The organism is Dactylosporangium sp. NPDC050588 (assembly GCF_040654975.1).
GTDB classification, from domain to species: domain Bacteria; phylum Actinomycetota; class Actinomycetes; order Mycobacteriales; family Micromonosporaceae; genus Dactylosporangium; species Dactylosporangium maewongense.
Genome location: NZ_JBFAJA010000174.1, coordinates 1 through 11,895, shown reverse-complemented (window position 1 = coordinate 11,895; position 11,895 = coordinate 1). Strand labels below are relative to the sequence as shown.

Below are 11,895 nucleotides of genomic sequence, written 5' to 3'. Positions count from 1 at the left end.
CAGCGACTCGTGGCGCTCCAACGAGAGCCCGCTGCTCTTCGACGGCGGCGGCAACAAGAAGGCCGCGTACACCTCGGTCCTCAACGCCCTCAACGCCGCGAGCCCCACCACCTCGCCCACGGTGAGCCCCACCGTCAGCCCCACGGGCGGCACGTCGCCGGGTGTGCCCGGCGGCACGAACCAGATCGTGGGGACGCAGTCGGGCCGGTGCATCGACGTGCCCAACGCGACGCAGACCAACGGCACACGGGTGCAGCTGTACGACTGCCACGGGCAGAGCAACCAGCGGTGGACGTACACCTCCGGCAAGGCGCTGCAGGTGTACGGCAACAAGTGCCTGGACGCCAACGCGCAGGGCACCGCCAACGGCACCGCCGTCATCATCTGGGACTGCAACGGCCAGGCCAACCAGCAGTGGAACGTCAACGCCAACGGCACCATCAGCGGCGTGCAGTCCGGCCGCTGCCTGGACGTGTGGGGCACCGCCAACGGGCAGCAGGTTCAGCTGTACGACTGCCACGGCCAGGCCAACCAGCAGTTCAAGCTGGTCTCGCTCGGCGGCCCCACCTCGCCCCCGCCGTCGTCGCCGTCGCAGTCGCCGGGCGGGTCGTGCTCGCTGCCGTCGTCGTACCGCTGGTCGTCGACCGGCCCGCTGACGAACCCGCAGAACGGGTGGGTGTCGCTCAAGGACTTCACCAACGTCGTCTACAACGGCAAGCACCTGGTCTACGCGTCGAACGTCTCCAGCGGAGGGTCGTACGGCTCGATGAGCTTCGGCCTCTTCACCAACTGGTCCGACATGGCCTCGGCCACCCAGACCGGGATGAGCCAGGGCACGGTGGCGCCGACGCTGCTGTACTTCGCCCCGAAGAACATCTGGGTGCTGGCCTACCAGTGGGGTCCCAACGCGTTCAACTACAAGACCTCCAGCGACCCGACCAACCCCAACGGCTGGTCCGCGCCGCAGGCGCTGTTCACCGGCAGCATCACCGGCTCCGGCACCGGCGTCATCGACCAGACGCTCATCGGCGACGGCCAGAACATGTACCTGTTCTTCGCCGGCGACAACGGCAAGATCTACCGGGCGAGCATGCCGATCGGGAACTTCCCGGGCAACTTCGGCTCCAGCTACGACACGATCATGAGCGACTCGCAGTACAACCTGTTCGAGGCCGTCGAGGTCTACAAGGTCCAGGGGCAGAACCAGTACCTGATGATCGTCGAGGCGATCGGCGCCAACGGCCGCTACTTCCGTTCGTTCACGTCCTCCAGCCTGAGCGGGTCGTGGACCCCGCAGGCCGCCAGTGAGAGCAACCCGTTCGCCGGCAAGGCCAACAGCGGCGCGACCTGGACCAACGACATCAGCCACGGTGATCTGGTCCGCACCAACCCCGACCAGACCAAGACCATCGACCCGTGCAACCTGCAGTTGCTGTACCAGGGCAAGAACCCCAGCGCGGGCGGCGACTACAACCAGCTGCCGTGGCGGCCGGGTGTGCTGACGTTGCAGCGATGAGATTGCGGGCCGCGGCGGCGGCCCGCCCTCCCGACCGCTCGGGCGTGTCCGGTGCCGGCAATGCATCAGGCACGCTCGCAGCGGCGGATGCGAGGTCCGGCAGATATCGAAGACGCCGCATCTCTTGACGATAGACATCATACGAATTATGTTTCGCCCGAGGTTCGATCCTCGGTACCACCCCCGTCGCAGCCCCTGCCGTCCCGCCCCGGCCCTGGCTGCGCAGGCAGCGCCTCCACCGCCAACCCGGAAGCGCTGCCGCCGACCGAAGGAGACCCACCTGTGAGCACCCGACAGAAGCCCCGCTGGCTCGCGGCGCTCGGCGCCGTGGCCATGGTGGCCGCGGGAGTCGTGGCCGTCACGACGATGACCATGCCGTCGGCATCGGCGGCCACGACGGCCGGCTGCGGCAAGACCCCGACGCTGCGCAGCGGCAGCTACACCATCCAGAGCGGCGGTCAGAGCCGCAGCTTCATCCTGCGTATCCCCGACGGGTACAGCAACACCCGCCCGTACCGGCTGATCTTCGGCTACCACTGGCGCGGCGGCACGATGAACGACGTCGCCTCCGGCGGCACCAGCGGCACCTCGTGGTCCTACTACGGCATGCAGCAGCAGTCCGGCAACAGCGCGATCCTCGTCGCGCCGCAGGGCATCGGCAACGGCTGGGCCAACACCAACGGCCAGGACATCACCTTCACCGACGACATGGTCCGGATGGTCGAGAACGACCTCTGCGTCGACACCACGCAGCTGTTCGCCATGGGGTTCAGCTACGGGGGCGGGATGAGCTACGCCATCGCCTGCGGCCGGGCCACCGTGTTCCGGGCGGTCGTGGTCTACTCCGGCGCGCAGCTGTCCGGCTGCAGCGGCGGCAGCCAGCCGATCGGCTACTTCGGCATCCACGGCATCTCCGACAACGTCCTGAACATCGCCTCCGGGCGCCAGCTGCGCGACACGTTCCTGCGCAACAACGGCTGCACCGCCCAGAACGCGCCGGAGCCGTCGCCCGGCAGCGGCCGGCACATCACGACCGCCTACTCCTGCCGCGCCGGATACCCGGTGCGGTGGGCCGCGTTCGACGGCGGTCACGGCCCCGGCCCGGTCGACGGGTGCTCCGGATGCGAGGACGGCACCAGGACGTGGACCAAGACCGAGGCGTGGCAGTTCATCTCGTCCTTCGCCGGCGGCACGACGCCGAGCTCGCAGCCGCCGGGCAGCCCGTCCAGCAGCCCGTCGGGGAGCCCGCAGCCGGGACAGTCCAACGTCACGGTCGTCAGCACCGGATCCGGCCGCTGCCTCGACGTGCCCGGCAGCAGCACGACGAACGGCACCCAGCTGCAGCTGTGGGACTGCCACGGGGGCACCAACCAGCGCTTCACCTACACCGCCAACCGGCAGCTGACGGTGTACGGCAACAAGTGCCTGGATGCCAACGGTCAGGGCACCGCCAACGGCACCACCGTCGTCATCTGGGACTGCAACGGCCAGCCCAACCAGCAGTGGACCGTCAACGCCAACGGCAGCGTCACCGGCGTGCAGTCCGGGCTGTGCCTGGACGCCAGCGCCAACGGCACGGCCAACGGCACGAAGGTCCAGCTGTGGGCCTGCCACGGCGGCACCAACCAGCAGTGGAGCCTGCGCGGCTGACCGGCTCACCGGTGGCGCCGGCCGGCTGATCCGGCGCCACCTCCCCGACAGAAGATGAGGAACACCATGGCAACGAGGAGCGGCGCGGCGACGATCGCCGCGGTGGTGCTGGCCGCGGCGGCCGCACTGGTGGCGTCCGGTGCCCCCGCGCAGGCGGCCACCGCGGTCACCATCAACGGCTCGTCCGGTGGGCGCGTGCTCGACGGCATCGGCGCGGTCAGCGGGGGAGGCGGCAACAGCCGGCTGCTGATCGACTACCCGGAGCCGCAGCGCAGCGACATCCTGAACTACCTGTTCAAGCCGGGCTACGGCGCGGCGATGCAGATCCTGAAGGTGGAGATCGGCGGCGACACCAACTCGACCTCCGGCGCGGAGCCCAGCCACGAGCACACCCGCGGGGCCGTGAACTGCAACCGCGGATACGAGTGGTGGCTGATGGAGCAGGCCAAGGCCCGCAACCCCAACATCAGCCTGGTCGGGCTGGCGTGGGGCGCACCCGGCTGGATCGGCAACGGCAACTTCTGGTCCAACGACTCGATCGACTACCTCGTGGCGTGGCTGGACTGCGCCGGCACGCACGGGCTGACGATCAACTACCTGGGCGGCTGGAACGAGAAGGGCTACAACGTCGCCTGGTACAAGAACCTGCGCACAGCACTGAACTCACACGGCTACGGCGGCGTGAAGATCGTCGCGTCGGACGACTTCGGCTGGTCCGCCGCCGACGACGCACTGCGCGACAGCGCGTTCGCCGGCGCCGTGTCCGCGTTCGGCAGCCACTACGTGTGCGGGTACCGCAGCGCCCAGAGCAGCTGCCCCAGCTCCAGCAACGCGCTGGCCACCGGCAAGGCGCTGTGGGCCAGCGAGAACGGCTCCGACGACTACAACGCCGGTGCGCAGGCGCTCGCCCGTGGCATCAACCGCGGCTACGTCGACGGGCGGATGACCGCCTACATCAACTGGCCGGCCGTCGCCGCGATCACGCCGAACATCCCGTGGGCGACCACGGGCGTGGCGGTGGCGTCGCAGCCGTGGTCCGGTGCCTACTCGATCGGCAAGAACGCGTGGGTGATGGCGCAGACCACCCAGTTCACCGCCCCGGGCTGGCGCTACCTGGACAGCTCCAGCGGCTACATCGGCGGCAACCGCAACAACGGCAGCTACGTCTCGCTGCGCTCGCCCGCCGGCAGCGACTACAGCACGATCATCGAGACGATGGACGCCGGTGCGGCGCAGACACTCAACTTCACCGTCACCGGCGGCCTGTCCACCGGCACGGTGCGGGTGTGGTCCACCAACGTCCGGTCCAACAACCCTGCCGATCACTTCGTGCGCGGCGCCGACATCACGCCCTCCGGCGGGGCCTTCTCCCTCACCGTCCAGCCCGGCTACGTGTACAGCATCACCACCACCACGGGGCAGGGCAAGGGCACCGCGGTCAGCCCGGCGCAGGGCAACCTGAAGCTGCCGTACGGCGACACCTTCGACAGCTACGCCGCCGGCCGCGAGGCCACGTACCTGATGGACCAGCAGGGCTCGTTCGAGGTCGCCGCCTGCGGGGGCGGCCGGTCCGGGCGGTGCGTGCGGCAGATGTCGGAGCAGGCGCCGATCTACTGGACGTCCGGCCACGCCGACCCGTTCACCCTGCTGGGCGACCTGACCTGGCGCAACTACACCGTCTCCTCCGACGTCATGCTGGAGAAGTCCGGCTACGCGCAGCTCATCGGCCGCGGCAACACGTACGACCACCAGGGCCCGCAGAACCTCAACGGGTACTACTTCCGGGTCACCGACACCGGCGCCTGGTCGATCCGCAGCAACAACACCAGCGGCAACTGGCGGACCCTCGCCGGCGGCACCACGGCGGCGCTGGGCACCGGGCGCTGGCACACCCTGTCGCTGACGCTCAACGGCAGCACGCTGACCGCGTCCGTCGACGGCGCCACGGTCGGCTCCGTGTCGGACTCGACCTGGGTCGCCGGCCAGATCGGGTACGGCACCGGTCAGGGCGTCACGGCGCAGTTCGACAACCTCACGGTCACCCCCGTCGGCACCTCGGGCGGGTCGACCGGTGAGGTCCGCGGCGCCGGCTCCAACCGGTGCCTGGACGTCAACGGCGCCGGCCAGGCCGACGGCACGGTCGTGCAGATCTGGGACTGCAACGGCGGCGCGAACCAGCAATGGACGCTCACCTCCGGCAACCAGCTCACCGTCTACGGCAACAAGTGCCTCGACGTGGCCGGCACCACGCAGGGCACCCGGGCGCGGATCTGGACCTGCAACGGCGGCGCAGGCCAGCAGTGGCGGGTCAACGCCGACGGCTCGATCGTCGCCAACGGGTCCGGGCTGTGCCTGGACGTCAACGGCGCCGGCACCGCCAACGGCACCGCGGTGCAGCTGTGGACCTGCAACGGCGGCAGCAACCAGACCTGGATCCGGGCCTGACCGATTCACCCGCGGCGGGCGCCGCGTCCCCGGCCGTCCACATCGGACGGCCGGGGCCGCACCCCCCCCGGCAACCGGACGGAACACATGAAGGAGGGCCACATGCAACGCACCCCACGGGCCGCCGCACGACGCTGGACGCGGCGCTGATGGGCCCGCGCCATGACACGATGCCGCCCATGGCGGGGCCGGCGGACGCACCGGCCGGACACTCCGCGGCCCGCCGCGGCACCATCCTGGCCGTCACCGTCACGCTGCTGCTCGCCGCCGCCGCCGCGGTGACGCTGAGCCGAGCGGCCCTGGCGGCCGACACGCCCCAGCAGATCGTCGGCGCCGGCTCCGGTCGCTGCGTCGACGTGCCGAGCTCCAGCACCACCAACGGCACCCAGGTCCAGCTGTGGGACTGCGGCAGCGCCGCGGGCCAGTCGTGGACCTACACCGCCGCCAAGCAGCTGACCGTGTACGGCAACAAGTGCCTCGACGCCAGCGGCCGCGGTACCGCCAACAACACCCCGGTCATCATCTGGGACTGCAACGGGCAGACCAACCAGCAGTGGAACGTCAACGCCAACGGCTCGATCACCGGCGTGCAGTCCGGCCTGTGCCTGGACGCCACGGGCCGGGGCACCGCGAACGGCACGAAGATCATCCTGTACGCGTGCGGCGGCCAGACCAACCAGCAGTGGACGCTCTCGTCACCGCCGCCGCCGGGCGGCACAGGCGGGCCGTGCGACATCTACGCCGCCGGTGGCACGCCGTGCGTCGCCGCGCACAGCACCGTCCGGGCCCTGTTCAGTGCCTACAGCGGCAACCTGTACCAGGTGCGGCGCTCCTCGGACAACACCACCCGCAACATCGGCGTGGTGGCGGCCGGCGGCACCGCGAACGCGTCCGCCCAGGACTCCTTCTGCGCCGGCACGACCTGCGTGATCACCGTGCTCTACGACCAGTCCGGGCGCGGCAACGACCTGTGGTACCAGGGATCGAGCGTGGTGCCCGGCTCACCGCAGAGCAGCCCGGCGAGGGCGACCACCGAGTCGCTGACGGTCGGCGGCGGCAAGGCGTATTCGCTGTACATCAACCCCGGCAACAGCTACTGGCGCGACGGGCACCTGACCGGCGTGCCGACCGGCAGCGCGCCCGAGGGCATGTACATGGTGACCAGCGGCACCCACGTCAACAGCGGCTGCTGCTTCGACTACGGCAACAGCGAGACGACCCGCAAGGCCGACGCCGCCGGCGCCATGGACGCGATCTACTTCGGCACCAGTTGCTGGTTCGGCGGCTGCTCCGGCTCCGGGCCGTGGGTGCAGGCGGACCTGGAATGGGGCCTGTTCCCGGGCGGCAGCAGTTCGTGGAACTCCAACCAGCGGGCCTTCACCAGCAAGTTCGTCACGGCGACGCTGAAGAACAACGGCACGTCCCGCTTCGCCATCAAGGGCAGCAACGCCCAGGCCGGCAGCCTGTACACCCTGTACGACGGGGCGCTGCCCAACGGCTACAGCCCGATGAAGAAGCAGGGCGCGATCGTGCTGGGCAGCGGCGGTGACTGCTGCAAGCCCGACGGCGGCGCCAACCAGAGCGCCGGCACGTTCTACGAAGGCGCGATGGTGGCGGGCTACCCGTCCGACGCGACGGAGAACGCGGTCCAGGCCAACATCGTCGCGGCCGGCTACCGCTGACCGACCAACCGACCCACCCAGGTGGGCCCCGCCGCGGCGTGACGGGGCCCACGCTCACACAGTCCCGAGGAGGCCGGCGCTCCGCAGCGACGCCCACAGCGCGTCGGGGACGTCGGTCCCGGCGCGGTGCAGGGTCTGCAGGACCTCTGCCCGGCTGCGCAGACCGACCACCGTCGCGGTGACGGCCGGGTGCGCGCGGACGTAGGCGAGCGCCGCCGCGGGCAGCGTGACGCCGTGCGCCTCGCAGATCTCGGCGATGCGGCGCGCGCGGTCGATGAGCTCGTCGGGCGCCTGCCGGTAGTCGTACGTGGCGTCCGCCGGCGGGCGGTCCGTGGCGAGCAGGCCGGAGTTGTAGACGCCGGCGATCACGACACCGACCCCGGCGCGCTGCGCGGCGGGCAGCAGGTCGTGCAGCGCGCCCTGCTCGAGCAGGGTGTACCGGCCGGCGCACATCACCAGGTCGATGTCGGTCTCCTGGACGAACCGGGTGAGCATCGCCGACTGGTTCATCCCCGCCCCGACGGCGCCGATGACACCCTGGTCGCGCAGCTCGGTCAGGGCGGGCACCGCCTCGGACGCGGCCTGCCGCCAGTGCCCGTCCGGGTCGTGCAGGTAGACGATGTCGATGCGGTCGAGGCCGGTGCGGGTGAGGCTCTCCTCCAGCGAGCGGCGCACGCCGTCGCGGCTGAAGTCCCAGTGCCGCCGGTGCGTCGCGGCGACGTCGAAGCCTTCCGGGTCGCGCAGGTGCGCGGTCCGCGGCGCCGGCACGAGCAGCCGGCCGACCTTCGTGGAGATCACGTAGGTGTCGCGCGGCCTCGTGCGCAGCGCGGCGCCGAGCCGCCGTTCGGACAGTCCCAGCCCGTAGTGCGGGGCGGTGTCGAAGTACCGGATGCCGGCGTCCCAGGCGGCGTCGACCGCCGCGGTGAAGTCCTCGTCCGTGGTCGCGTGGTACAGGTTGCCGCCCTGCGCGGCGCCGAGGCCCAGCGCGGTGAGACCGACCGCCGGCCGGCGGGGGAGCGCCCGGCGCGTCACGACGGCCGCAGGCCGTAGACCCGGCGGGCGCTGCCGGCCCAGATCATCGCCTGGTCGGCCGGGTCCAGCGGCTGCAGCAGCTCGGCGAGGGTGTCGATCCAGCGCCGGTACGACGTGGCGAGCAGACAGACCGGCCAGTCGGAGCCGAACATGAGCCGGGACGGGCCGAAGGTGTCCAGCGCGTGCTCGACGGCGGGCCGGAGCTCCCGCGGCGTCCACGAGGTCCAGTCGGCCTCGGTCGCCAGGCCCGACAGCTTCGCGGTCGTGTTCGGCAGCTGGGCGAAGGTTCGCAGGTCCCGGGCCCAGCCGCCATGCCTGGAGTAGGGCAGCGAGGGTTTGCCGAGGTGGTCCAGGACGAACGTCACGCCGGGCAGGTCGCGGGCGAGCCGCGCGGCTGCGGGCAGCTGGTGGCGGCGGATCACCAGGTCGAACGCGAGGCCGGCCGCACCGGCCGCCGCGACGCCGCGGCGCAGGTCCGGCCGGTCCAGGAAGCCGGGCTCGGGCTCCTCCTGCACGAGGTGGCGGATGCCGACGAGCCGGTCTCCGCCCACGCCGGCCCGCAGCCGGGCGATGCGGTCGGCGACGTTGGGCGCCGTGAGGTCCACCCAGCCGACGACGCCGCCGATGAGGTCGGTCCCGTGCGCCTCGCGCAGCAGGTCCTTCGTCTCGGCCTGCGAGGAGATGCTCTGCACCACGACGGTCTGGGTGACACCGGACTCGGCGGCCAGCGGGGCCAGGTCCGCGACGGTGAAGTCGGCGTTGATCGCCTTCATCGTCGTGGCGTTGATCCACGGCTGCGGATGGCGGGCGCGGACCCACAGGTGGTGGTGGGCGTCGACGATCTGCCGCGGTGCCGGCCCCGCGCTGGGACTCATCGGCCGAGCCAGCCGCCGTCGACGGGCAGCGTGACGCCGTTGACGTAGTCCGACGCCGGCGCGGACAGGAACACCGCCGCCCCGCCGATGTCCTCGGACCTGCCCCAACGGCCGGCCGGGATCCGCTCCAGGATGGACCGGTGGCGCACCGGGTCGTCGCGCAGCGCCTGCGTGTTGTCCGTGGCGATGTAGCCCGGCGCGATGGCGTTGACGTTGACGCCGTGCCCGGCCCACTCGTTGGCCAGCGCCTTGGTCAGTCCTGCCACGCCGGACTTCGCGGCGGTGTACCCGGGGACGTTGATGCCGCCCTGGAAGCTCAGCAGCGAGGCGGTGAAGATGATCTTTCCTCGGCCGCGCCCGATCATCGCCCGGCCGATCTCGCGGCTGAGCAGGAACTGGCTGCTGAGGTTGACCTGGATGACGTGGTCCCAGAGCTCGTCGGAGTGCTCGGCGGCCGGGGCGCGGGCGATGGTGCCGGCGTTGTTGACCAGGATGTCGATCGGCCCGACCCTGTCGAGGTCGGCGGCGAGACGGTGGACGGCCGCGCGGTCGGCGAGGTCGGCGGTCAGGGCGGTGAACCTGCGACCGGCGTGCCGGACCCGCCGCTCGACGTCGCTGCCGGAGGGCTCCAGCTGCGCGGACACGCCGATGATGTCCGCGCCGGCCAGGGCGAGGGCCTCCGCGATGGCCAGGCCGATGCCCCGCCGGGCGCCGGTCACGACGGCGGTGCGTCCCGAGAGGTCGAACATCGGGTTCACCGCGGCTGCTCCTGCCAGTCGATCAGGACCTTCATGACGCTGCCGCCGGACTCCAGGGCGGTGAAGGCGTCGCCGACGGAGTCCACCGGTCCGACCCGGGAGATCAGCCGCTGCACGGGAACCTCGCCGGTGGCGACGAGCCGGATCGCCTCGGTCATGTCGTCGCGCTGGTACAGGCGGGCGCCGAACAGCTCGAGCTCGCGCCAGAAGAACCGGTGCAGGTCGACGGGGCGCAGCTGCGGATGGATGGCCACCATGACCAGGCGGCCCCGGCTGGTCAGCACGTCGACGGCGGTGGCGACCCCGGCGGCCGACCCGGAGACCTCGAAGGCGATGTCGGCGCCCGCGTTCATGGTGCGCTCGTTCACGGCCGCCACGATGTCGGTCGCGGCCGGGTCCAGCGCCTCGACACCCAGGTCGGCGGCGACGCGGCGGCGGAATCCGTCGGGTTCGACCAGCAGGACCCGCGCGCGGCGCTGCTGCGCGACGGTGGCGATGAGCAGGCCGACGGGCCCGCCGCCGACCACGACGACGTGGTCGCCGGCGCCGACGTTCGCCCGGCGGACGTCGTGGACGGCGACCGCGGTCGGCTCGATGAGGGCCGCGTGCTCCAGCGGCAGCTCCTCCGGCAGCGGGAGCACGAGGTCCGCCGGGACGTTCCACTGCGACTGCATCGCACCGGGGGAGTCGATGCCGAGGAACCGCATGCTGTGGCAGATGTGGGAATGCCCCCGGCGGCATGCCGCGCACCGGCCGCACGACCGGGTCGGCATGACGGTCACCGGCTGGCCGACCGACCAGCCGGTGACGCCCGGACCGAGCTTGGCGACCCGCCCCGACATCTCGTGGCCGATCACCGCCGCCGCGCCGACCCGCGCGTCCATGTCGCCGTGGTAGATGTGCAGGTCGGTCCCGCAGATGCCGGTGTAGGCGATCGCGATGCCCAGCTCCCCGTGGCCGGGCTCCTCTTCGGGGCGTTCTTCGATGTCGAGGGTGCGCGCCCCGCGGTAGACGACGGCTTTCATCGAACTCCATCCGGTGCGGCGGACAGCCGGGCTCGTGGACCGCGAAAACGTAACTCGTATGACGTATGCAGTCAACTGGGTGATCGCGCATGCGGAGGGCGACCGATGCCAGTACGTCAGGACAAACATATGACGTATGTCGTTAATCATGTAACGTGCTCGATGCATCGATGGCGGCCCGGCCGCGCACCCCTCGACCGCCCGGCGTAGCGGCATCGATGCATTGCAATCGGCGCGGCGGCGCGCGCCCATCTGACCAGCACTGTCAGGAGGGTTCATGAACCGAACACCCCGATACCGAAGCGGCGCGGCGGCGGTGATGCTCGCGCTGGCCGGTGGAAGTTTCACGGCCGTCGCCATCACCGCGGCGCCGGCGTCGGCGGCCATCAACGCCGCCGACTTCCAGCAGGTGACCCTCGCCAAGGGGCTCGCCGAGGTCGGCGAGCCGCTGACCATCTCGGTGCTGCCCGACCGCTCGGTCCTGCACACCGCCCGGAACGGCACGCTGCGGCGCACCGACGCCAACGGCACCACGTCGGTGATCGCCAACATCCCCGTCTACACCCACGACGAGGAAGGCCTGCAGGGCGTCGCGGCCGACCCCAACTTCGCCACCAACCGCTACATCTACCTGTACCACGCGCCGCCGCTGAGCACGCCGTCGGGCGACGCACCCGCCACCGGCACGGACGCGACCTGGGCGACGTGGGCCGGGGTCAACCGGCTGTCGCGGTTCACCCTGAACGCCGACTTCACGGTCAACATGAGCAGCCAGGTCAACATCCTGGACGTGCCCGCGAACCGCGGCATCTGCTGCCACGTCGGCGGCGACATCGACTTCGACGCGGCCGGCAACCTGTACCTGTCGACCGGCGACGACTCCAACCCGTTCGACTCCGCCGGCTACTCGCC

The 11,895-nt window shown here is 71.3% G+C and carries 9 protein-coding genes; 5 read left to right on the top strand and 4 right to left on the bottom strand.

The window, feature by feature from the left end; all coding sequences use genetic code 11:
* The 4 genes from AB0I21_RS56685 to AB0I21_RS56670 all read left to right on the top strand — a co-directional run.
* Nucleotides 1-1,516: non-reducing end alpha-L-arabinofuranosidase family hydrolase (locus AB0I21_RS56685; RefSeq protein WP_360574257.1), on the top strand; the 1,516-nt coding region annotated here is incomplete at its 5' end.
* Nucleotides 1,517-1,849: 333 nt separating this feature from the next.
* A complete protein-coding gene (locus tag AB0I21_RS56680; protein WP_360574261.1) occupies nucleotides 1,850-3,166 on the top strand; it encodes a ricin-type beta-trefoil lectin domain protein in 1,317 nt (438 codons plus the stop codon).
* 66 nt (nucleotides 3,167-3,232) lie between these two features.
* Complete coding sequence (locus tag AB0I21_RS56675; RefSeq protein ID WP_360574255.1) at nucleotides 3,233-5,611, top strand: ricin-type beta-trefoil lectin domain protein; 2,379 nt, start codon at nucleotides 3,233-3,235, stop codon at nucleotides 5,609-5,611.
* A 179-nt stretch (nucleotides 5,612-5,790) separates the two neighbouring features.
* Nucleotides 5,791-7,293, top strand: coding sequence for an arabinofuranosidase catalytic domain-containing protein (locus AB0I21_RS56670; protein WP_360574253.1), 1,503 nt, complete (start codon nucleotides 5,791-5,793; stop codon nucleotides 7,291-7,293).
* Nucleotides 7,294-7,347: 54 nt separating this feature from the next.
* Here AB0I21_RS56670 and AB0I21_RS56665 read toward each other — a convergent pair whose 3' ends face one another.
* The 4 genes from AB0I21_RS56665 to AB0I21_RS56650 are packed head-to-tail and all read right to left on the bottom strand — an operon-like array spanning nucleotide 7,348 to nucleotide 10,983.
* On the bottom strand, nucleotides 7,348-8,325 hold the full coding sequence (locus AB0I21_RS56665; protein ID WP_360574252.1) for an aldo/keto reductase: 978 nt from the start codon (nucleotides 8,323-8,325) through the stop codon (nucleotides 7,348-7,350).
* A complete protein-coding gene (locus tag AB0I21_RS56660) occupies nucleotides 8,322-9,200 on the bottom strand; it encodes an amidohydrolase family protein (RefSeq protein WP_360574250.1) in 879 nt (292 codons plus the stop codon). Before AB0I21_RS56660 ends, AB0I21_RS56665 begins: the two co-directional genes overlap by 4 nt.
* Nucleotides 9,197-9,949, bottom strand: coding sequence for an SDR family NAD(P)-dependent oxidoreductase (locus AB0I21_RS56655; protein WP_360574259.1), 753 nt, complete (start codon nucleotides 9,947-9,949; stop codon nucleotides 9,197-9,199). The genes AB0I21_RS56660 and AB0I21_RS56655 overlap by 4 nt, the downstream gene beginning before the upstream one ends.
* A 5-nt stretch (nucleotides 9,950-9,954) precedes the next feature.
* On the bottom strand, nucleotides 9,955-10,983 hold the full coding sequence (locus tag AB0I21_RS56650; RefSeq protein ID WP_360574248.1) for an alcohol dehydrogenase catalytic domain-containing protein: 1,029 nt from the start codon (nucleotides 10,981-10,983) through the stop codon (nucleotides 9,955-9,957).
* Between the two features lie 277 nt (nucleotides 10,984-11,260).
* Between AB0I21_RS56650 and AB0I21_RS56645 the strand changes: the two genes are divergently transcribed.
* Nucleotides 11,261-11,895 (top strand): PQQ-dependent sugar dehydrogenase (locus tag AB0I21_RS56645; RefSeq protein WP_360574246.1); only part of this gene is annotated, 635 nt, incomplete at its 3' end.

Bases quoted from the DNA above. Each gene is read 5' to 3' on its own strand.
- AB0I21_RS56660 (WP_360574250.1), bottom strand. From the start codon at position 9,200: ATGAGTCCCAGCGCGGGGCCGGCACCGCGGCAGATCGTCGACGCCCAC.
- AB0I21_RS56655 (WP_360574259.1), bottom strand. From the start codon at position 9,949: ATGTTCGACCTCTCGGGACGCACCGCCGTCGTGACCGGCGCCCGGCGG.
- AB0I21_RS56675 (WP_360574255.1), top strand. From the start codon at position 3,233: ATGGCAACGAGGAGCGGCGCGGCGACGATCGCCGCGGTGGTGCTGGCC.
- AB0I21_RS56670 (WP_360574253.1), top strand. From the start codon at position 5,791: ATGGCGGGGCCGGCGGACGCACCGGCCGGACACTCCGCGGCCCGCCGC.
- AB0I21_RS56650 (WP_360574248.1), bottom strand. From the start codon at position 10,983: ATGAAAGCCGTCGTCTACCGCGGGGCGCGCACCCTCGACATCGAAGAA.
- AB0I21_RS56680 (WP_360574261.1), top strand. From the start codon at position 1,850: ATGGTGGCCGCGGGAGTCGTGGCCGTCACGACGATGACCATGCCGTCG.